This window comes from Herbinix luporum (genome assembly GCF_900070325.1).
Taxonomy (GTDB): Bacteria; Bacillota; Clostridia; order Lachnospirales; family Lachnospiraceae; genus Mobilitalea; species Mobilitalea luporum.
The window spans coordinates 1,449,887-1,472,517 of record NZ_LN879430.1; the positions used below are offsets into that span (position 1 = coordinate 1,449,887).

General features: G+C 34.9%; 23 protein-coding genes and 1 riboswitch. Of the genes, 3 read left to right on the top strand and 20 right to left on the bottom strand.

The window, feature by feature from the left end; genetic code table 11:
• Positions 1-124: 124 nt before the first annotated feature.
• The 8 genes from SD1D_RS06730 to SD1D_RS06765 all read right to left on the bottom strand — a co-directional run bounded on the left by SD1D_RS06730 (position 125) and on the right by SD1D_RS06765 (position 8,309).
• Positions 125-1,783: a dipeptide ABC transporter ATP-binding protein gene (locus SD1D_RS06730; RefSeq protein WP_058258229.1), complete on the bottom strand. Its 1,659-nt coding sequence runs from the start codon at positions 1,781-1,783 to the stop codon at positions 125-127.
• Positions 1,776-2,582, bottom strand: a complete 807-nt coding sequence (locus SD1D_RS06735) for an ABC transporter permease (protein ID WP_058258230.1) — start codon at positions 2,580-2,582, stop codon at positions 1,776-1,778. Before SD1D_RS06735 ends, SD1D_RS06730 begins: the two co-directional genes overlap by 8 nt.
• Before the next feature lie 16 nt (positions 2,583-2,598).
• Entirely contained in the window at positions 2,599-3,546 is a 948-nt protein-coding gene (locus SD1D_RS06740; RefSeq protein WP_058258231.1) for an ABC transporter permease, read from the bottom strand.
• A 41-nt stretch (positions 3,547-3,587) separates the two neighbouring features.
• Entirely contained in the window at positions 3,588-5,195 is a 1,608-nt protein-coding gene (locus SD1D_RS06745; protein WP_058258232.1) for an ABC transporter substrate-binding protein, read from the bottom strand.
• 263 nt (positions 5,196-5,458) lie between these two features.
• Positions 5,459-6,307 carry a carboxylating nicotinate-nucleotide diphosphorylase gene (gene nadC, locus SD1D_RS06750; protein WP_058258233.1) on the bottom strand — a complete coding sequence of 283 codons (849 nt, stop codon included), beginning with the start codon at positions 6,305-6,307 and terminating at the stop codon, positions 5,459-5,461.
• A 55-nt stretch (positions 6,308-6,362) separates the two neighbouring features.
• A complete protein-coding gene (gene nadA / locus SD1D_RS06755) occupies positions 6,363-7,274 on the bottom strand; it encodes a quinolinate synthase NadA (protein ID WP_058258234.1) in 912 nt (303 codons plus the stop codon).
• 170 nt (positions 7,275-7,444) lie between these two features.
• Entirely contained in the window at positions 7,445-7,819 is a 375-nt protein-coding gene (locus SD1D_RS06760) for a discoidin domain-containing protein (protein ID WP_242955273.1), read from the bottom strand.
• The gene (locus SD1D_RS06765; RefSeq protein ID WP_058258236.1) at positions 7,812-8,309 is read right to left on the bottom strand and encodes a DUF1835 domain-containing protein; all 498 of its coding nucleotides are present in this window, start codon (positions 8,307-8,309) and stop codon (positions 7,812-7,814) included. Before SD1D_RS06765 ends, SD1D_RS06760 begins: the two co-directional genes overlap by 8 nt.
• Positions 8,310-8,433: 124 nt before the next feature.
• Between SD1D_RS06765 and SD1D_RS06770 the strand changes: the two genes are divergently transcribed.
• Complete coding sequence (locus SD1D_RS06770) at positions 8,434-10,431, top strand: right-handed parallel beta-helix repeat-containing protein (RefSeq protein ID WP_058258237.1); 1,998 nt, start codon at positions 8,434-8,436, stop codon at positions 10,429-10,431.
• A 112-nt stretch (positions 10,432-10,543) separates the two neighbouring features.
• Here SD1D_RS06770 and ribH read toward each other — a convergent pair whose 3' ends face one another.
• From ribH to ribD, 4 genes are all read right to left on the bottom strand, one after another.
• A complete protein-coding gene (gene ribH / locus SD1D_RS06775; protein ID WP_058258238.1) occupies positions 10,544-11,011 on the bottom strand; it encodes a 6,7-dimethyl-8-ribityllumazine synthase in 468 nt (155 codons plus the stop codon).
• Positions 11,001-12,254, bottom strand: a complete 1,254-nt coding sequence (locus SD1D_RS06780) for a bifunctional 3,4-dihydroxy-2-butanone-4-phosphate synthase/GTP cyclohydrolase II (protein WP_058258239.1) — start codon at positions 12,252-12,254, stop codon at positions 11,001-11,003. Before SD1D_RS06780 ends, ribH begins: the two co-directional genes overlap by 11 nt.
• A 70-nt stretch (positions 12,255-12,324) precedes the next feature.
• Positions 12,325-12,978 (bottom strand): riboflavin synthase, encoded by a 654-nt coding sequence (gene ribE / locus SD1D_RS06785; RefSeq protein WP_058258240.1) that lies wholly within the window; start codon positions 12,976-12,978, stop codon positions 12,325-12,327.
• On the bottom strand, positions 12,963-14,075 hold the full coding sequence (gene ribD / locus SD1D_RS06790; protein WP_330398578.1) for a bifunctional diaminohydroxyphosphoribosylaminopyrimidine deaminase/5-amino-6-(5-phosphoribosylamino)uracil reductase RibD: 1,113 nt from the start codon (positions 14,073-14,075) through the stop codon (positions 12,963-12,965). Before ribD ends, ribE begins: the two co-directional genes overlap by 16 nt.
• Before the next feature lie 120 nt (positions 14,076-14,195).
• Positions 14,196-14,311, bottom strand: a riboswitch (FMN riboswitch).
• A 267-nt stretch (positions 14,312-14,578) separates the two neighbouring features.
• On the opposite strand from ribD, the gene SD1D_RS06800 reads away from it, so the two are divergent.
• Positions 14,579-14,920, top strand: coding sequence for a DUF4234 domain-containing protein (locus tag SD1D_RS06800; protein WP_058258242.1), 342 nt, complete (start codon positions 14,579-14,581; stop codon positions 14,918-14,920).
• A 98-nt stretch (positions 14,921-15,018) separates the two neighbouring features.
• Here SD1D_RS06800 and SD1D_RS06805 read toward each other — a convergent pair whose 3' ends face one another.
• Positions 15,019-15,801, bottom strand: a complete 783-nt coding sequence (locus tag SD1D_RS06805) for an AAC(3) family N-acetyltransferase (RefSeq protein ID WP_058258243.1) — start codon at positions 15,799-15,801, stop codon at positions 15,019-15,021.
• Between the two features lie 199 nt (positions 15,802-16,000).
• Here SD1D_RS06805 and SD1D_RS06810 point away from each other — a divergent pair, with 199 nt between their 5' ends.
• Positions 16,001-16,450 (top strand): DUF1284 domain-containing protein, encoded by a 450-nt coding sequence (locus tag SD1D_RS06810; protein WP_058258244.1) that lies wholly within the window; start codon positions 16,001-16,003, stop codon positions 16,448-16,450.
• A 60-nt stretch (positions 16,451-16,510) separates the two neighbouring features.
• On the opposite strand, the gene SD1D_RS06815 is transcribed toward SD1D_RS06810, so the two are convergent.
• The 7 genes from SD1D_RS06815 to SD1D_RS06845 all read right to left on the bottom strand — a co-directional run bounded on the left by SD1D_RS06815 (position 16,511) and on the right by SD1D_RS06845 (position 22,561).
• On the bottom strand, positions 16,511-18,310 hold the full coding sequence (locus SD1D_RS06815; protein ID WP_058258245.1) for a M56 family metallopeptidase: 1,800 nt from the start codon (positions 18,308-18,310) through the stop codon (positions 16,511-16,513).
• Positions 18,311-18,312: 2 nt separating this feature from the next.
• Positions 18,313-18,675: a BlaI/MecI/CopY family transcriptional regulator gene (locus SD1D_RS06820; RefSeq protein ID WP_058258246.1), complete on the bottom strand. Its 363-nt coding sequence runs from the start codon at positions 18,673-18,675 to the stop codon at positions 18,313-18,315.
• Positions 18,676-18,922: 247 nt separating this feature from the next.
• A complete protein-coding gene (locus SD1D_RS06825) occupies positions 18,923-19,867 on the bottom strand; it encodes a methyl-accepting chemotaxis protein (RefSeq protein WP_058258247.1) in 945 nt (314 codons plus the stop codon).
• Between the two features lie 223 nt (positions 19,868-20,090).
• Positions 20,091-20,546: a chemotaxis protein CheX gene (locus SD1D_RS06830; protein WP_058258248.1), complete on the bottom strand. Its 456-nt coding sequence runs from the start codon at positions 20,544-20,546 to the stop codon at positions 20,091-20,093.
• Positions 20,536-20,967, bottom strand: a complete 432-nt coding sequence (locus SD1D_RS06835) for a bacteriohemerythrin (protein ID WP_058258249.1) — start codon at positions 20,965-20,967, stop codon at positions 20,536-20,538. Before SD1D_RS06835 ends, SD1D_RS06830 begins: the two co-directional genes overlap by 11 nt.
• Positions 20,968-21,193: 226 nt before the next feature.
• Positions 21,194-21,670, bottom strand: a complete 477-nt coding sequence (locus SD1D_RS06840) for a hypothetical protein (RefSeq protein WP_058258250.1) — start codon at positions 21,668-21,670, stop codon at positions 21,194-21,196.
• Positions 21,671-21,709: 39 nt separating this feature from the next.
• On the bottom strand, positions 21,710-22,561 hold the full coding sequence (locus tag SD1D_RS06845; protein ID WP_058258251.1) for a phosphatase PAP2 family protein: 852 nt from the start codon (positions 22,559-22,561) through the stop codon (positions 21,710-21,712).
• Positions 22,562-22,631: the final 70 nt, after the last annotated feature.

Genomic DNA, 22,631 nt, shown 5'->3' on the forward strand with positions numbered 1-22,631 from the left:
TAATTTTTACTGGGGCAAATGATTTTAGATTTGCACCCTTTAACTTTGCTGCCGAAGGTTATTATAGCATTCAGTAAAATTATATACCCGATTTTTTGTGCCATTTAATGCAAGTTCCATTAGTCTATTCCACATCTTGTATCATTGCAGATTTAAGCAGTTCCTTTGTATATTCATGCTGAGGGTGGAAAAACAATTCTACAGCCTCCTTCATCTCCACAATCTCCCCTTGATATATAACACAAACCCGGTTGCAAATCTGAAAGATAACATTTAAGTCATGGGATATAAATATATAAGTTAAATTATACTTTTTCTGTAATTCCTTTAGCAAAGCAAGTATTTGTGCCTGTATAGTAACATCCAGGGATGATACTGGTTCATCTAGAATTATCAACTTAGGATTTATAATAAGAGCAGCCGCGATGGCTACTCTTTGTCTTTGTCCTCCGCTTAATTGAAAAGGATATCGTTCTAAATGCTTAATGTTTAGTCCCACCTGCTGTATCATTTCATTAACTTTAGCTTTCCGTTCTTTTTTCCCTAATTTGCTCTGAAGCTTTAGGGGTTCTTCCAAAATCCAGCCGATTTTTTTACTTGGATTAAGGCTACTATATGGATTCTGAAAGACCATCTGAGGTTTAGACACATAACTTTCCTTACCTATAAGGGCAACATCATTAATTTTAATTAGCCCCTCAATTTCCTTGTTTAGTCCTACAATAGCCTTTGCCAAGGTAGACTTTCCGCTTCCGCTCTCCCCTACAATACCAAGAGTTTCTCCCTGCTTTACCGAAATAGTTACATCCTTTATTACATGTTTTCTGCTTTTTTCTCCTAGCAACCCCTTAGCTTTTTGGGGGTAAAATACATTGAGGTTTTGAATTGTCAGTATTTCATCTTGTTCTATATTATAATCTGCCCGGTTATCCCTGTCCACAGAACTTGTGAAAATCTTATCTTTCTTTCTACTTGTTTTTGTAAACAGTATAGGCACTGCTGCCAGTAGTTGCCTTGTATATTCCCTATGGGGATGAGTAAATAATTCTTTGGTCATTCCGGATTCTACAATTTTACCATCCTTCATTACAATGGCCCTGCTGCAGATACTTTGAATTACTCTTAAATCATGTGAAATTAAAATCATACCGGTCTTATGTTTGTCATTTATACTTTTCAACAGTCGGAGTATTTTGCTCTGTATTGTTACATCAAGTGCTGTTGTAGGTTCATCGGCAATAATAAGTTCTGGTCCGGCAATCATTGCCATAGCTATCATTGCTCTTTGACGCATACCACCGGATAGCTGGTGAGGATACTTTTGATAAATCTCAAGTGGTTCTGATAAGCCCACTTTCTTTAATGCCTCTAATGTTAAGGCTCTACATTCTTTTTTGCTATATGTTGAATGAAGTTTTAGCATTTCCTCTACCTGAGCCCCTATGGTATAAAGAGGATTAAAGGATGTCATAGATTCCTGGAATACCATAGATATTTTGCTACCTCTTAAGCTTCCTAGTTCCTTTTCTTCCATAGCAAGCAGATTTCTTCCAAGAAAATCTATTCTTCCCCTTAAGATTTTTGCAGATGCAGGAAGAAGCCCCATAACAGCCAAGGCAGTCATGGTTTTTCCTGAACCGGATTCACCTAGGATACCAAGAATTTCACCTTTTTTAAGCTCAAAGGAAATGTTATCCAGTACTGTATTTATTTTTCTTCCTTTTGCAAATCCTACGGATAGATTTTCTATTCTTAATAGTGTCTTATTTTCATGCTTATTCATTATCTATACCTCCACTGATGAGGCTAAAACCTAGAACTGTCAGTACAATCATTATACCGGGAGCTAAGGCGTACCATGGTGAATCAAGCATATAACTTTGGGCTTCAGACAACATACGTCCCAGACTTGCCTGGGGCGGTTGAACACCAAGGCTAAGATAACTAAGTCCCGCTTCGGCAAGTACAGCATTATTAAATCCAATCAAAAGGGAGGGAACTAAAACTCTCTTTGTATTAGGTAGTATATGGATAAACATTATACGAAAACTTCCTGCCCCCATTAATTGTGCATTTTTGACAAAGTCTCTTTCTTTCAGAACAATAAATTCACTTCTAACCACACGGGCATAACTTGGAACAAATATAATTCCCAAGGCAAAGATAATATTATAGGTTCCCGGTCCAAATACACTGACAAAGACCAGGGCCAATAAAATACTTGGAAATGAAGTTAAAACATCATTAAGTCTCATTAAAACCTCATCAAACCATCCTCCGAAATATCCGGTCAAAGCACCAACTATAGTTCCTAAAGAGGCACCAATAAATACGATGGCTACTGCTATGATATATGTGGTTTTTGCTCCTGTCATAACACGGCTTAGTATATCCCTGCCAAAATTATCGGTACCAAGAAGATGGGAAAGACTCGGTGGACTATTTTTTAATGCAACATTCATTTTATTAGGATCATATGGGGTATAAAAAAATCCAATTAATACAAGCAAAAGTACCAAGGATGTAATCACTAAACCTAATTTGTAATTAAAATGGTAGCTTTTCCCCTTAAATTTTACCATTTCCTCCACCTAACCTCTAATCTCTTCTAACTCTTGGATCAATCCATTGATAGATTAAATCAACAAAAAAGTTAATTATAATTACTACTGATACTGTATAAAGGACAATAGCCTGCACTACTGCATAATCCCTATTTGCAATGGATGACACCAGTAACCTACCAAGCCCCGGAAGGTTAAATACCTGTTCCACAAGAATGGTTCCTGCTAAAATGTCAGCTAGAACCATAGCTAAAAAAGTTATGACCGGAATTAATGCATTTCTAAATATATGTCGAAAAAGGATATTTGTATTTGTCATTCCTTTACTTTTGGCTGTTCTTACATAATCAAGCTCCATTTCCCTAAGTAATGAGCTTCGTAAAAACTTAACCATCATGGCTATCTTAGGAATTGCTACTGCAAGAGCCGGAAAGATCATAAAACTTAAGAATTTACCTAAATTCTCATATGGGCTTATGTAATCTCCCGGTGTAAACCATTTTAAAATGATACCAAAGATAAGAGTAATAATCATAGCCAAAAAAAAGGATGGTACTGACATAAATATTTGAGTTATTAGGTTAATGAAATCATTAATGATACTATCTTTTTTTCTGGCAGATAAAATCCCAAGGGGTATGGAAATAAGAGCAATTAATAGAAATGACAAGAAGGCAAGCCAAAGAGTTACAGTTAAGCGATCCCTTATTAAAGTACTGACCTTCATCTGCATCTGGTAGCCGGATGAATAGCCAAAGTCACCCTTTAATGCAGCCTTTAACCAGTTGAAGTAACGTATGGGAAGACTTTTATCTAGTCCCATAGCCTTTCGGTACTCTTCCAACTCTACCTTACTGGCATCCATACCAAGAGCATTAAGTGCACTATCCCCTGGGATTATATTGAAGGCGGTGAAGGTTAGAACTGAAGTAAAAAACAATGATATTAGAAAAACAATAGATTTTTTTATAGTATACTTCATCTAAACCTTCACCTCCAAATAAATTTAAACTATAATTTTATTTAATCGGATTCCATTCCTTTTTTATAATAGACCAGTGACATATCCTGAACATAAATCGGATAATAGGTATAGCCCCCTAATTTATCACTGACTGCAGTCATCTGATGGGGATCCTGAATATATACTGCAACAGCATCATTGGTTAGCATAGCTTGCATTTGCTTATATAGCTGTATCTTTTTATCTTCTGCTGTTTCTATTTCCCCTTGCTTATAAAGGGTATCAAATTCCGGGTTGATATAGTTCATAAAATTATTTTCCGCATCCGAGTAAAAACGAGCCAAAGCCTGCCTTGGTGCCAGTTCTGCAGCAAGTCCTACAACGGTTGTCTCATAGTTTCTGCCTTTATATACATCAGACTTCCAGCTTGTCCATTCAATTAACTGTATCTGGGCTGTAATACCAATCTGCTTTAGCTGTTCCACTATGACCTGAGCAGTATCAATATGATACTGATAATTTGAAGGAACTGTTATTGTAAATTTAAATCCATGGGGATACCCTGCTTCTTTTAATAATTCCTTAGCCTTTTCGGGATTATATGGATAGGTATTAACAAGGCTTTCATCATAATACTTCTTAAATCCGGGATACATATTGGTTCCGATTACATCTCCCCGACCTCCTGCTACCATATCAATTACAGCCTGCCTATCTATTCCGTAGCACAGAGCCTGTCTGACCAGCTTATTATCAAAAGGTTCTACCTTATTATTAATAAATAGTCCCTGAATCAGATTCATTGGTCCTGATTCCATATGGTATCCACTTGGAAGCTTGGAGGCTTGAGAGTCAGTAATATATGGAAGAATATCAATATTTCCCCCTTGAAGTTCCATAAATGCAGCATCTGTATTAGATGATATCTTGAAGGTAACCCTGTCCAAATAAGGCACCCCTTCCATATAATACTCCTCATTTTTTTCTAAGACAATGTTCTGTAAGGGTGTATAGGATACAAACTTGAAAGGCCCGGTACCAATAGGCTTGGTATCCAACTGATCATAATCCCTTGGCACTATAGAACATGCTAAATATGGAAGCAGCTCTGTATCTACCTGCTTTAAGCGAATTTCAATTGTCTTTTCATCGATGCTTGTCACATCAGAAATAACAGAAAGCGCCGATTCTACTATAACCGTTGGATCTTTCGGTTCTAGCATTCCGGCGCATCTTTTTATAGAATATACTATATCTTGGGCTGTAACAAGCCTGCCATCATGAAATTTCACACCTTCCCGTAGGGTAAAGGTATAAAGCATTCCATCTTCTGAAATATGATAGCTTTCTGCTACAGCCGGAACTAAATTCCCATTATAATCAAGCTTTACTAAGCCCTCAAAAATGTTGAATAAAACCTCTTTAGTTCCTGCCGACAATGCTTTGTGCGGGTCAAGACCATCCAAATCCTGGGTTATTCCTACTGTGATTGAACCTCCATAAGTCGGCTCTGATTTTGCCGCTTCCACAGGTTCAGCAAAAGACAATTTACCATTCGCAGGAGTTTTACTCTTATCCGTATCTTCCTTATCGCCACTACATCCGTAGAGTGCAATAGTAAATACTGTAATAAGAAGTAATACTTTAGTCAGTTTTTTTGTAAGCATAAACTTCACTCCTTACGTATGATTTTTCCTTTATTTAGTTGCAAGTATTATAATAAGATATTTTTTCCAAATAATCAAGAAAAATAATACAAAAAAATTTTAATTACTCACGGACCATATAGCTACTTCATAACCTTTATCACTAAAGTATTTACTAGATAAGTAATCTTTGATAACTTTATTATAAGTTATATCAGTATTATCTTGTATAAATTATTAATAGTATTGCATTAGCAATATTTCAATATAATAAACCCAATTAATTAAAAATGTATTATTTTGCCTATAATTAGACTTATATCCAAAGCTTTTACGGAATGAGTTAAGGCTCCAACTGATATAACATCAACCCCTGTTTTAGCAGTTTCAACAAGTTCTTCTATGGTAATCCCACCTGATGCTTCTAAAATAACTTTTCCCCTACCTATTTCAACTGCCTTTCTCATATCTTCAAGGTTCATATTATCAAGCATAACTATATCAGCCCCAGCTTCAATGGCTTCTTTTAGTCCCTCTATACTTTCAACTTCTACTTCGACTTTTATTGTATGAGATAGATTATTTTTTATCTTATCTATTGCTTTTTTTATCCCACCTATTGCTTTAATATGGTTATCCTTAATCAATACCGCTTCTGATAGGTTATACCTATGATTATAACAACCACCAACCCTAACAGCATATTTTTCAAGTATCCTAAGACCTGGGGTGGTTTTTCTGGTATCTACAATTCTTACGGGAATATCTTTAACAATATCTCTATATTTTCTTGATATAGTAGCTATACCTGACATTCTTTGAATAAGATTAAGAGCAAGCCTTTCTCCATTAAGTATAGCTTTAGTACTTCCTTCTATTTGAGCAATAACTGTTCCTTTAGATACTTTATCTCCCTCTTTAACATTAATTTTAACATTTACATCTTTATCTAGAATTTCAAACACTCTTTGGGCTACATTAAGTCCTGCTATTACCCCTTCCTCTTTAGCTAACATATGTGCTAAGGACTTACTTTCCTTATCAATTAAAATGTCTGTAGTTATATCGAAATTATTAATATCTTCTTTTAAGCCATTGTATATTATCTCATCAACTAATATCCAATTAAGCATTTTATATTCCTCCCTAAAAAATAGTAATATGTAAATAATCTTCAATTATTGATCCTTACGATATTTTTAACATTAAATCAAGTGATTTTTTAGCTGCTGCCATAATATCTTTATCTACTTTTATTTCATATATTTCATCTTTTAATGCCCTATACACATCTTCCAATCTTGTTTTTTTCATGTTCGAACATATAAGAGATGGAGATAACAAATAAAATTTTTTATGGGGATTTTGATGTTCTAAAGAATGAAGTATTCCCATCTCAGTTCCTATTACAAACTCTTTTTCATCTGCTTTGCTTACATATTTAATAATCTGAGATGTACTTCCTACAAAATCCGCTTTTTCAACTACATCTGGACTACATTCTGGGTGAACTAAAATTTTTATTTTACCCCTATGCTTTCTAACCATATCTAGCTCATCACTTCTTACCCTATTATGACTTATGCAAAAACCATCCCAGCATACTATCTCCTTTTCCGGTATTTGCTTGGCTACATAACTTCCCAAGTTTCGGTCCGGAATAAATAAAACTTTATCTTCATCAAGGGATTTAACTACATTTACTGCATTTGAGGAAGTACAACATATATCACTTTCCCCTTTAACTTCAGCAGAGGAATTTATATAACAAACTACCGGAATATTTGGAAATTCTTTTTTTAATAATCTAAGCTGAGCTACATCAATCATATCTGCCATAGGACATATGGCATCATATACCGGTAAAAGTATTTTTTTATCCGGTGAAAAAATTTTTGCACTTTCAGCCATAAAATGAACACCACAAAAAACTATAATATCTGCTTTGGTCTTGGCAGCCTTCCTACTAAGTTCTAAGGAATCTCCAACAAAATCAGCTATATCTTGAACTTCTGCCCTTTGATAATTATGGGCAAGTATTATAGCTTTCTTTTCTTTTTTAAGTCTATTTATTTCATGAATTAATTCTTGAGTATTCAATTTTGTTATCACCCCTAATCTTGTATGTTTATATCTGTATATACAGTTGTCTTTACACCATTATACATAAAAAAAGAACCCTTAGCAATTATAAAATAAACATTTTTTGGTTAGTTTAAGTACAATGCACCCTTACGGCCATTGCCGCAAGAGTGCATTTCTACAAAATTTTATTTACCCATTACTTTTACATCATATAAGGAATATCCGTATGGTAACCCTCTTTGAATCCCTTGTAATTTCACATATCTTGCCTTAACCTCTGCAAAATTAATAGTTTCAATTCCACCTGTACCATTGCTTTGATTAAATATCTTAGTAAAGTGTTTGCCATCCTCTGAAACAAGGATTTCATATTGTCTACCAAAAGCCGCTTCCCAGTTAAGTATTATCTTGTTTATACGATAACTTTTTCCAAGATCAATTATAAACCAAGCATCATCAGACCAATTGGAAGACCATCTAGTTGATAGATTATTATCTGTTAAATATGCTCCTATTAATTGCTCATTTTCTGAGCCGGAAACAGTAACCCCTTTACCCATAGCCACATTCTGATATTCTCCTGAATCTAGCTCTTCTTGACTTATTTGCATCTGAAAAATCATTATAGCCATTGGCAGAATAGCTAAATCCACTACTACTATAGGGGGCATCGCTTTTCCATATTCGTATTGGTATACCATCTTTTGCAGCAGACAACAGCTTCTCCATATCCTTCCGTTGATTTTGAAAAAACTGTTCTTGGTCCTTAATGTCAAAATCAAATCTTCCCCACACTTTTTGAAAAACATTTTGACGCTCATTGCCATCAATCTCACCGGAAATATCTCCAATATCAAGCAAAAAGCCTATATTAACAACATCTTGAGAACTTTCTCCAACTGCTTGATTTTCAAAATCTTGCTCTGATTCAGCTTTGGTTGGCTTTTTCCCAATATAACCCATAGCTCCACCAAGCATAGTTTTTGCATTATATTTTTTTGCTACTTTCATAGAACCTTTCTCACTATCACTAAATACAACTTCAAGCATAATGTACCTCCTTTTATATGCACTTGTCTTTTAGGAATATCCTTCCTACTATTTTGCTAGATAATATCGAATTACTGTGATATAATTATGCTGTATATTACATTACAATATTGGAGGGCTGATTATGAAATACTACGTAGATGTAAATGCTGCAAAAGACGGTAACGGTTCAGCTGAAAGACCTTTCCGTCGTATTAACGATGCTGCGAAGGTGGCTCTTCCCGGTGATGAAGTGCTTGTGGCACCTGGGGTTTACCGTGAATATGTGGATCCTATTCATTCCGGTACTGAAGATGCCCGTATCACTTATATTAGCACAACTCCTCTTGGTGCAGTGATTACCGGTGCAGAACAGGTAAAAACCTGGAAACATTATAAAGATAATGTATGGGTATGCCGTATTGCAAACAGTATTTTTGGAGATTACAATCCATATACAACCTTAGTATATGGAGATTGGTATTTTGCAACACCTAATAAACATACGGGCTGCGTTTATTTAAATGACAAAGCCATGTATGAAGCTACTACTTTAGAAGAATGTATCAAAGGGGATATTTATGAATGCAGTTGGGTACCGGAAGACTCAATTTATAAGTGGTATTCCGAGCAGGACACAGAGACCGACGAAACAATTATTTATGCTAATTTCCAAGGTCTAGATCCGAACAAGGAAAATGTAGAAATAAATGTACGCCGCAGGTGCTTTATGCCATCTAAAACAGGTGTAAGTTATCATACTGTCAGAGGATTCAAGATTGATAAAGCTGCCACAACTTGGGCACCGCCTGCAGCTTTTCAAGATGGTATGATTGGTCCTCATTGGAGCAAAGGTTGGATTATTGAAGATTGCGAGATTTCCAACAGCAAATGCGCCGGTATATCCCTGGGCAAATATCTAGATCCTGACAATGAGCACTACTTTACAAATAAGCATGTAAAGAGTCCTACCCAGATGGAAAGGGATGCAATATGTCGTGGTCAGTATCACGGTTGGCTAAAAGAAAATATCGGCAGCCATATAGTTCGCCGCTGTAACATCCACCATTGTGAACAGGGTGGTATTATTGGCCGAATGGGCGGTGTATTTAGTATTATTGAGGACAACCATATCCACCATATTAATAATATGATGGAACTTGGGGGAGCAGAGGTTGCAGGAATTAAGATGCATGCAGCTATTGATGTGATTATTCGCCGCAATCATATTCACCATTGTACAATGGGAATCTGGTGTGACTGGGAGGCTCAGGGCACCCGTCTAAGTCAAAACCTGCTCCATGATAACCAGCGTCCGCCATATGCTAAGCATCTTCCTGGAAGTATGGCATCTCAGGATATATTTGTAGAAGTTAGCCATGGTCCGACACTAATCGATAACAATATCCTCCTATCAGATGCCAGCCTTCGCTGTGCAACCCAAGGTGTAGCAATGGTCCACAACCTTATCTGTGGTTCATTTACCTCCGTGGGTTCGGGAACCGATGATCGCTATACCCCATATCATATACCACACCGTACCGAAGTAATGGGCTTTATGACCATTCTTCATGGTGATAACCGTTTCTACAACAATATTTTTGTTCAGAAATGGCCATCACAGGACTTTGTCATCAATGACGATACTGATCAAGATGAATTTCAAACCAATAAGGAAAATAGAGTTGTCGGAACTCACGTATTCGATGAGTACCCAACCTATGATGAATGGATTTCACAGTTTGACTTTTCTAAACGACCAGACATGATGGCCCTTGGACCTGTACATTTTGGCCGTCTGCCGGTATGGAGTGAAGGAAATGTATACTTAAACGGTGCCAAATCATGGAAAAACGAAGTAAATGGCCTTGTGGTTGAAAATGATGATCAGGAAATTAAAGTTGAACTAGTGGAAAAAGACGGTCATTATTATCTGGCCACAAATATATATGATTATATAAAGGATTTCAGCAATCGGATGATCAATACTAAAGTTCTAGGCAAAGCCTTCGAACCGGAACAATACTTTGAAAATCCTGATGGAACACCTATACAATTTGATTCTGACTATTTAGGAAATCATCGTGGTATTCATGTTATTCCGGGTCCCTTTGCAGCACCTTCTGAAAATATAAAACTATAACATATATCAGCTATATATTAATAGTGACGTCTTCCTCTGACATATAATTCAATGGCAGAGGAAGACATCTTTTTTGCTTTGCCTCCAGCATAAATTAGTATTTTTCTGCTAGTTAAAGCTGCTTCAGCAGATTTGCCATTTCTATGGCCGTAACAGCAGCATCATATCCTTTGTTACCGGCTTTTGTACCTGCCCTTTCAATTGCCTGCTCTATGGTATCTGTAGTCAAAACTCCAAATATCACAGGTATTCCTGAATCTAATGACACCTTTGCAATACCTTTGGACATCTCCCCGGCAACATAATCGAAATGAGCTGTTGAGCCTCTGATAACAGCACCAAGGCAAATTACGGCATCGTACTTTTTGGAAGATGCCATTTTTTGTGCAACTAAAGGAATTTCAAAGGCTCCCGGTACCCATGCCACTTCAATATCAGCCTCATTTCCCCCATGTCTGATAAATCCATCAATAGCCCCTTCTAAAAGCTTGCTGCCAATAAACTCATTAAAACGTCCAATAACTATTCCAATCTTTACATCCTTGGCTATTAGGTTTCCTTCAATCTTTTTAACTGCCATTATTTACACCCTCCTGATTTTTCATTGTATTTAAATTAATACTTAAATTATTTAAGATGTGTCCCATCTTTTCTTTCTTGGTCCTCATATAGAACTTATTGACATCATTAGCTTCAATCTGAATTGGTACCCGCTCTACAATCTCAAGGCCGTAACCGCTTAATCCTATTATTTTCTTAGGATTATTGGTTAAAAGCCTCATCTTTCTAATTCCCAAATCATATAGGATTTGTGCTCCTATACCATACTCTCTAAGGTCAGGTGCAAAACCAAGCAATACATTTGCCTCCACCGTATCTTTCCCTTTATCCTGAAGCTCATAGGCTCGTATTTTGTTCACCAGGCCTATTCCTCGCCCTTCCTGGCGCATATAAAGCAATACTCCCCTGCCTTCGTCACTTATTTGTCTTAATGCAGCAGCAAGCTGTTCTCCACAATCACATCTTAAAGAATGGAAGGCATCTCCTGTAAGGCATTCGGAGTGAACACGGACCAGCACCGGTTCATTGGGATTGCTTATATCTCCTTTTATCAGAGCAATATGGTGTTCTCCATTGATTGTATTTTCATAGGCTGTAATTATAAATTCACCATATTCTGTCGGTAGCTTGGCTTTTGCGGCTGCTGTAATAAGCTTTTCATTTTTCCTTCTGTATTTTATCAAATCTTCTATGGTAATAATTTTAAGGCCATGATTTTTTGAAAATTCAATTAGCCTAGGTACCCTTGCCATGGTTCCGTCTTCATTCATAATTTCACATATGACTCCCGCCGGATATAAACCTGCTAATCTAGCAAGATCCACAGCTGCTTCTGTATGACCGGAGCGCTTTAGTACCCCACCATCTCTTGCAATTAGGGGGAAAATATGGCCGGGTCTGGTAAAATCCCCACTTACCGAATCAGGATTAGCCAGTTCCTTTATTGTTTTTGCCCTTTCAAAAGCTGATATGCCTGTGGTTGAACTTTTGTGGTCTACTGTTATGGTAAATGCTGTTTTCATATTCTCTGTGTTTTTTTTCACCATTAAGTCCAATTCCAGATTGCGAGCCCTATCCTCAGTCAAAGGTACACATATCATCCCTTTTCCGAAGCTAGCCATAAAGTTTACACTTTCAGGAGTTACTTTCTCAGCTGCTAAAAATAGATCCCCTTCATTTTCACGGTCTTCATCATCTACAACTACAATCATTTTACCCTGTCTTATATCTTCTAAAGCCTCTTCAATGGTATTAAAATCCAATTATTATCCCCCCTCGTACAATAACTATTAAGTTATATGTTAAATTTATTGCAGCTAAAATTTATGTAAATTATGCAAAACCATTACTTTTAAGAAATTCTATAGATATATCTTTTTTAACTTTTCTATCTAGTTTATTGCTATATATAAGCTTTTCCACATACTTTCCTATAAGGTCACATTCTATATTAAGTTGATCCCCTAAGTTTTTTGAACCAAGTATTGTTTCACCTGCCGTATGAGGTATTAAGGATACTTTAAAGCAATTTTCATCAACATAGGCTACAGTCAGACTTGTACCATCAAGTGTAACTGAGCCTTTCATGACCATATATTTTAGGATATTGTCATCAGCTTCAATCGTAAGCCAAATGGCATTGTCCTCTTCAATCCTTGATGTAACTATTCCTGTTCCATCAATATGACCGGTTACAATATGGCCTCCCAGCCTGTCGGATAACTTTAGAGCCCTCTCAAGGTTCACCTTATCTGATATACTCATCCTATTAAGTCCTGTCCTTCTCATTGTTTCAGGCATCACATCAGCAAAAAAGCAAGAGCTGCCCATATCGGTTACCGTAAGGCAAATACCATTAACAGCAATGCTGTCTCCTATTTTTACATCATCCAGAATCTTTGAACAAGCAATTGAAAGTCTTATGGATTGACTTTTGCGAATAATTTCCTTTATAATACCTATCTCCTCTACTATTCCTGTAAACATAATGCTCCTTTCACATATCCTTCAATAAGAAAGTCATCTTCAAATCTAGTTATGCTTATATCATGTAATTTAATAGCATCTTCCATAGATTCGATACCTAGACCTTCCACAGGAGTTTTGGCATCTTTTCCTCCGATAATTTTAGGTGCTATAAAAGTCATAACCTTATCAACAATTCCCATATTAAGTGCAGCTGCATTAAGCCCTCCCCCACCTTCTAAAAGTAGGCTGTCAATCTCAAGCTTATATAACTCATCCATAAGCTTTAGCAAATCAACATGCCCTCTAGGGCCATCTAATTTTAAAATCTGTACTCCCTTATCTATAAGACGCTTCTCTTTTTCATTATCTAATGCAGTGGTGGTGGCCAGTATTACAGCTGATTTTGATTCCACATTGATAACTCTGCTTTCTATAGGAATTATCCCTTTACTGTCTATAACAATTCTGACAGGATCTCTGCTTTCTCCAAAGTCAAGCCTTGTAGTAAGAGATGGATTATCGACAAGAACTGTATTTATACCCACCATTATTGCAGCAACCCTGTTGCGTAAGGTGTGTACATATTCTCTAGAACTTGGGCCTGATATCCACTTTGAATCTCCACTGACAGATGCTATCTTGCCATCAAGTGTCATGGCGGTTTTCATAATCACAAATGGTTTTTTCTTAGTTATATATTTGATAAAAATCTCGTTAAGTTTTTTAGCTTCCTTTTCTAGAATACCACAGACCACCTTAATACCAGCCTCTTTAAGCATCTTAATTCCTCTGCCTGCAACTTTAGGATTAGGATCAGTCATTGCTATTACTACTTCACTGATATCCTTATCTATAATTGCCTTTGCACAGGGAGGAGTTCTTCCATAATGAGAACAAGGTTCCATATTGACATATAAGGTCCCTCCAGCAACATCTTCCTTTGCATTAAGAAAGGCAGCCACTTCTGCATGGGCACCTCCAAGCCTCTTATGATACCCTTCTGCAATAATCCTTCCGTTTTTTACTATAACTGCGCCTACAAGTGGATTCGGGTTTGTTCTTCCCCATCCTAACTGAGCCAGCTCCAATGCTCTTTGCATATAGCTTTCATACATACTCATCCCTCAAATCAAAGCAGTTTATTATTTTTCATATTAACAGTAAAAAAACCCCTGAAGAAAAGCTTCAGGGATTATTAATTCTTAGAAGATATAATATGTAAACAAATACGAATACATGTTCTTCTCCCATCCAGACTATACTGTCGGCTCCGGAAACTAACCGGATCTACCAATTAAGGTTCGCGGGCTTTACCGCCGGTAAGGAATTTCACCTCTCCCTGAAGAACTATTTATTAACTTATATTTAATACCCATGGTCCACATGCTCCCATTGTCCACCAGACTTCCTCACTAAAATCCAATTCCAATTGTCATATGTACTATTGGGATTAAGTGAGCCATCACCTCCCTCTAATTATATATTATCTGCAGTAAAATTATAGCAGTGATTAACATTATATGCAAGCAAATTGGAAGCCTAATTTCTTATGTTACATTGACAGGGCATACCATTTAGACTACAATTATAATTAAATAATATCAAAAGGAGCTTTAATATGGTAAGAAAAAAAGATATAGTAGTTTGCATTATTTTAACTATCATTACCTGTGGACTTTATAATTTATATTGGTTGATATGCCTTGCTGAAGATATAAATACATTGTCAAATGAAGCAGATACAAGCGGTGGCATGGTTTTATTACTAACAATTATTACATGTGGCATTTATGGTTTATACTGGGCATACAGGTGTGGAGAAAAAATTGACAAAGCAAAACAAAGCCGTGGTATAAATACATCAAGCAATAGTGGAATCCTATTTTTACTACTATATTTGCTTAGTCGTATAATTTGCTTTGCAATAATACAACATGAAATCAACAAAATGGCATCATAACAATTATTAAATATTATACATAAAAATACACCTTCAATATTTTCATAATTATTGAAGGTGTAAGTATTTTTAAGTTTATATGTTTATATGTATGATGTCTATATCCACCATTCTCTTGGAATTTCTTCTAATTCTATTAAGCAATTTATCTGATGAGATAAGACCTTTTTTGTGACCTCAAATATGCCATTGGCATCACATAAAATACATGTGGCATCTCCAAACTTTACTTTTTTTGCTACATTATTATCATAAAATGCTTGCTCTAGCTTAGTATATGTCTCTGAAATATGAGCTGTAGTTCTATTGTAATGGCGATATACCATGCTTTCTTTAATACTTCCATCAGGCATTACAATTTTAAATAATACAGGTTTTTCTGTAAAACGCTCCGGTACCTGTAAAATCTCCTCCACACAATGAATAAATGTATTACGGCTATGATTAACTCCTAATAAAAGGATTTTTGCATTTCTCTCTCTTAAACGATCATAACATCCACCTATCCCACAAGGGGTTGTTATCTCTTCTTCCCCTTTTATATATTCGATATTATCTTTTCCATAGGCAGCAACACTATGTGTTGGATGCAAGGAACGAACAACACCCTCTCTTTTCATAAATAAATTGGTCAATACTCCAACGCAAGATGGTTCCTTTTTTGGGTCATATACGTTATGAGACTCAGACATATTAGCCCAAGTATGTGTCGGAAGAATTAATAAACCATTCTCTAAATATTCCATAAAGGAATCAAGAACAGTATCTGCTCCACCTACAACTTCACCAATTGCTTTCATAGAAGAATGAATAAACAGGGTATCTGTAGATTCAATTCCCATTTCTTTTATCATGTTTTTTAATTCTTGTTTTGTGTACATAATCAGTCCTCATCTTTTTATTTTTTTGCTCACCTATTTATTCTATACAAAAATTATGTTTTAATCAAATACATTATCCAACAATCGAATTACAATTGTTAACTTATCTAATTATAGGTTGATACTTTGCTTTGCATATGCTATTTTCTTATATAAATATGCTGAATAATATGCTGATTTCTTATTGGAGGAGATACTTATGGGGATAAAAAGTTTATACAAGGACAATTGCAACATACATGCCCTTCATAAGGATAATACATATAAGATAAGAGCTCATCACGGATTATGCCTTTTCTTTTTCAAAGGAAAAGGCTATAGTAGGGAGTTTGTAAAAAATATGATGGATTTTAAAAACAAACTAGATAAAGATCCTTTTGTATGTATTACAAGTAAGGCAGATATAATCTGCGGCAAATGTCCAAATTATATTAAAGATAGCTGCAAAAATGAAGACAAAGTTGCAGAATATGACAGGCAAGTATTATTAAGATGCAATCTAACCGACGGAGATATCTTACCCTATCATAGTTTTCGTAACCTGATAGTTCATAATATAATACTTTCTGGAAAAAGGGAAGAAGTATGTGGAAATTGCCAATGGACCTTGCTGTGCCATAATATTTCAAATGGCCGGCAGCTTCTATGACCTTGCCTAGGTTCATATAAAGCTGCCGGCCCACAGATTAGTTTATGCTAAATGGGGTAATCAATCTCCTATCCAAAAATACAAAAGTCCCTTTTCACCATCAGCTAGCTCAACATAAAACCAGTTTAGAATCCGACCTTCCTCATCTATATGGATATCTAAGAGCTTAACCTTAGTTTCTTTAAATTCTCTCAAATATTCTGATTCCCATTGGATATAATCAAAATAATTTTCAGGATTATAATCTAAGGGTACAAAATAACCGTTTCCATTAACTTCATAGGTTTTACCTATATATTGCTCTACATCATGATTCGTTATAACATATTCATTATTCTTAAATTCTCCCCATGCAGAATAGAATGTCGGCTTAAAGTTATTAGCCAAATGGAACCAGGATACGAATTTTCCCTGTCCGTCCATTAATGCATATCTATCTATTGATCCTACGGGATATAAATTTTCACCGTCATAACGGAAAAATATAAAATAAGGATCCGCACTTGGTCCATCGTCAAAAACAGCAACTTCTATATAGCTATCCCTGCTATCTAAATCAATAACATATATTTCACCGGTTGGGAAGTATAGATTAAACGGCACTTTAATACCATTTACTTCAATATAGGTACCATCCTCATAATCCATTTTCAATACAGCATTTATTTCATCTTCTTTTCCATCCCCATTTAAGTCATATACACCATGAATACTATAAACTCTATGATATAAATCTAATTCTTCATCATATGAGACATCGAAACTATAATCTTTAATATAGGCATCCATTTCAATAAAACTTTCTGTGATACTACTCTTATCTACAGTAATATCACCACCCAACTCCTGTTCGTCAGACTGATTTGATGCTATTTGATTATTTTCTGTAGAACTATTATTATCATTGTTCTCATTGGAACTTATAACTTCCCGGTTTGATAACAGTCCTATTCCTATTATGATAGCAAATAATACCGAAACAAATGTCACCCAAAATGCAGGCTTTTTATAATTCAATACATTTTTAATCCTTGTTTTTACGTTACCCTCACCAAAAGCCAGGGGACTACCATTAAGGATATGCTTTTTTGTATTAAGTGATAATAATGAATTGGCATAAGTTTTCTTTATGTCCTTATCCATCTTCCTTAGTACTCTTTCGTCACAGGAAAGCTCCATGTCAATGCTCATTAACCTGAATGCAATCCACACAAGGGGATTAAACCAGTGTATAGATAAGATAAGGTAAGCTAACATTTTAACTATATGGTCTTTCCTATTAATATGGGTTTGCTCATGTAGAATAATATAGTCCTGCTCTTCTTTGGTCAATCCAGCCGGTAGATAGATTCTAGGTCTTATTATGCCAAGGACAAAAGGTGTTCTTATATTCTTAGCCTCAAATATATTCTTCTCTATTAATTGTGCCTTCTTAAGACGGCTTTTTAGTATTAAGATGGATACATAGCTATAAATTAGTAAGGCCCCTATTACTAAAAGCCAAATATATGCCCCTATTTTTATATAAATCTGCAGTGGATTCACACTGGCCTCAATAGTAGGGGCAGGAAGTGAATTGTTAACAAATGTGTCAATTCTATCTACACCACTATTTATCTGCGGATTTCCTTGATAGATTATATCATGTGGGATATAGTCAACATTTGATTTAGAAGGCATAAGACTATAGCTGCTTTCAAGTGTAAATGGGATGATGAGTCGAAATGCAACTACAATCCATAAGGTATAGGAGATGTATTTTGGAGCTTTTTTAAGCAATAATCTAACAAGGATAACAATTAAAATAACATAACTTGCCGTAAGACTCATATTTAAAACATTAAGAAAAATTTTACTCATTACTACACCTCCTTGTACTCATCAATCAATCTTTTTAACTCTTCTGCTTGCTTTTCACTTATTTTTTTCCCACTAATAAAAGCTGTCAAAAATCTAGGCAATGACCCTCCAAATGTATCCTCAACAAAAAGGACGCTTTGCTTTGCATAGTATTCATCCTTAGTGATTAAAGATGAAACAATGGCATTTTCATTTTTAAATATTCCTTTTTCACATAGTTTTTTCAGCACAGTATATGTGGTGGATTTCTTCCAGTTCATTTCCTTTTTAGATAGCTTTACCAGGTCACCAGATGCAATGGGTTCATTCTGCCAAATAATATTTGCAAACATTTCTTCTTTTTCTGTAAGTTTATAAATTTTCATAAAACAACCTCCTTAGTCTATATTTTATAGACCTTATATTTATAGTCTATAATATATAGACCAATTTGTCAATATTTTTCTGTTATATAGTGGTAATTTTTTCTTATTACCTGAAAAAAATAATAATAGTAAACCGTCATTTCTATATATAATACGATTTGGCCAGGTTATGTTTCTAATAATCAAATTTTCAAGTATTATATACAGTTTTTATAAGTTCCACATTAAAAATATAGGCGGTGTCACTTCAAATGACACCGCCTATAACCACATCCTCATTGGCAGATACAATCGTAGTGGACTGCAACCTTAAATTTTCCATTACTTGTAGACTACTGTCAATTGTCACAGTTGAATTATTGGCAAACTGCACCACTTCCTTTGAGTGTTTTACTGTATCATTAATCGATTGCTGAATTGATTGTGTCATAACTGTCTGATGTTCAATACTTTCTGCAATCACCTGTGTACTAGCAGTGATCTGCTCTACAGCAGAATTAACAATATTGGAGCTTTCCCCAAGCCTTTGGACAATCTCATTGGAAGCTTCAGTATTTTTTCTGATAACACCACTGATATCTAGAACATCATCTAGTATACTCTTTTGCACTTTCTGCTTATCTACTACTTCCTGAACCATATCTTTAGTAAATTTTTCTCCAACATAGGAAGCTCTAAATATGATGTATAACAGAAAGATGAAAATGAAAAATTCTGCAAACTGCATATCTAACCCGGACTGGCCCGCCTGCATACTCATAGTAATGGCTAATTTAATAATATTAACTATTGCTGTCAATATTGTAAAAAATAACATGACTTTTTTATTATAATACAAAATAGATCCTACTAATACCACTGTAATAGCAAATTGAACATAAGAACCATTGGCAGTAAATAATATTATTGTATAGATAGCAAAGTGTGCAGAGAAAACAATATTGTAAAGCTGCTTGCTGGAAGGATTTTTTAAATATAAATACCAGCCTGTAATAGTGAAAATGATACTACACAAGATTACGATATATGGTACTGCTCCCTCTATCAAACCTACCGATAGTTGGTATATGGTAGCAATACAAAATATTAGATAGAATAAGGTAAGACCTACAGTCAGTATACGATTTAAGTGTTCTAATCTTGTACTCTCATCACTGTATTTTCTGTTATTAATCTCATCTTTTGCATACATACACACTATGCCTCCTATAAGTAATCTTTATTTTAATTTTACTATTAACACCTAAATAATTCAATCAAAATAAAAAAATATGGTGATAATTTGTACTATTTGTGTTATTTGCACTATTTCAATACCAATTGCTAATCAGACCAATTGCTAAGATATGAAAAATGCCCTTTGATATGTTTTCATAAACACATATCAAAGGGCAGAAGGCTGAATTATTAACTTTTTAAATATTAAGAACCCTATTTAATCTTATTTTAAGACAAATCTCGCCGATTGAGGTAGAAATACAGCAACTTGATTCTATTTCATATTCCTTATCATTATTTGACTTACCTTGAACCGGCGGTAATATATCATATTTCAGTGTGCTATCGGAAAGTGCAGTAATAACATTACCGCTAATGATATTAGCAATCTCTGATATAGCAGAAGTTACAAAAGGATCCACATCATCAAACTCCATACCGCTCATAATATTTACCATACTAAGAGATGTGGTAACCGGAAACCGGTAAATAACTTCTCCTTGAAGTTCTCCAACTATGCCAACAAGGATATCTATACCCTCGTCGCATTTAAAATCCTCAACTGAATGAAGGGAAATCTCTGAAATATTAAGCATCAAATTAAATACATTATATGTAGCATCAACAAAGGCTTTGTATAGCTTATCTACCATTTACCTTCCCTCCTTCCTTTTTGGCATAATCGGCAATTCGCTGATCCTCGGCAGCCACATGGTTAATAAGCCATGCAAGCAGTTTACCTCCAAACTGTTGCATCAGTTTCTCGCTATTATCTGCTGCTTCTTCAAATTCTTTAGAAACCTCCAGAACATACTGGACCATAGAGCTATGTATCTGTTCATGAGCTTCATATCCAGGATAATTAATCCTTTTTTGATATTCCTCCTCATCACGGAAATGCTCTACCACATATCCTTTCATAAACTCCAGTGTTTCATTTAGCTTAGGGATTTTCTCTTCCCAAGTGTCCTTTGATCTTAGCACCTGAAAAAAAGCTTCGACACGGCTAAATAATTCTTTATGCTGCCCATCAATCAGAGGTACACCCAGTGCATAGGTCTCTTTCCATAGCATAATTCTAATATTCCTTTCTTATATTTATTTTTTTTATTAAAGTTTCGATATTTATATGTAATTTTTATATATTATTTTGCATCTAAATCAGTTGTAGCATAATTACTCGAATTATGTCAAGTTTTAATCTGATATATTCAAAATAAGGTTTCCAATACTCAGTAATCTTACTGATGATTTGGAAACCTTTAATGTTAAGATTTAAAGTATTTTATTAAATGTCAAATTAATCAATTTGTCCGATTGAGGGTAGTTTAGTTACCTTCTCACCCCAGGAATTAGCCCAATTTTCTACCCAATAGAAGCTATATGGAACTCCGTATTTTTCACGCAGTTTTTTATAGCGTTTCATTCTACCCCAACATAAAGAGCATATTCCGGGAATTAGGTAAAAGGGTCCTAAAGCAAAAGATTGATAAGCATGTCCGTACTCATGTACCAAAATCATACTAGACCTTCTAGCAAGTTCTTCTTGTGAATTGTTTGAATATTTCTGTAGTTCCTTACAGTTTTCGTCCGGTGTGAAAACAAATAGACCAAGACTAAGCCCGCTATATGAATTCCATTTTGTATTTATACATCCCCTAAAAAAGGTATGGGGATTCTTAATGTAAATCAAGAAAAAAACAAATCCTATCATGGTCTGACAAATTCCCCATGTACACTGCACTAAAAAAAATATACTATACCAAATATATTTCATATATGTACTGCCTCCTCTTAATCAGTAAGTTCATTAATCTTAATTTTCCTCTATATGTAAGCTACGATAGATTATCGGAGATATCACTGTCATCCAAATCCCCATTAAGGCATATCTTAAAAAATCACTGTATATGTTAAGGGGTAGTAGTTTTTTAAAGTACACTTTAATTAAAATCAGGCCAAAAAAACCTATTACAAATTTATTGATTTGCTTCCACCATATTGCTTTTGTTACATATTTAATATATTTATCTTCAATAATATAGCCAAGCCATAATGCAATTAGTGTACCAACAGCCTTATAATAAGTAGCTGTTTTAAAAATCAATAGACATATAATCATTGGTATTACAAGAACTCCAATAATTATAGGATTATCCTTATCCTTAGACCAAGCAAATACCTTAGTTACAATTGTTGTCCATAATATCCCAATAATTAATCCTCCAATAACATCTATCGGCCAATGAACTCCTAGATACATTCTTGAAAAACCAACTAAAAACATCCCTAATACACCAATGAAATAAAGCCATTTCTTCTTAAACTCTATCATTAATGTTGTAAATAATGAGCTTGATTGCTGTGTGTGTCCACTTGGAAATGAATATCCCCCGGCAGTTTTTACTCTAATTGATTTTATTCCTTCATATCCTATAGGTCTTGGTAACTTAACAATTTCTTTTATTATAGTATTTATTGCTCCACTAGTAATATAAACAAATGCAAGTTTATATCCAAAGGTCTTATTAAAACACCAATAAAAAATCCCGATAACAATTATAAAGAATATATCCTCTCCAAGTATTGTTACAATTTCAAAAAAGGTATCCAATGTTTTATTTGAAAACGATTGAATATACTTAAGTATTTCTAACATTACATCCATAAGATTCCCCCATTAATTTAAAATGTATTTAGCAGACATTAACTAAGATTATTGTATTTATAAATAGAAA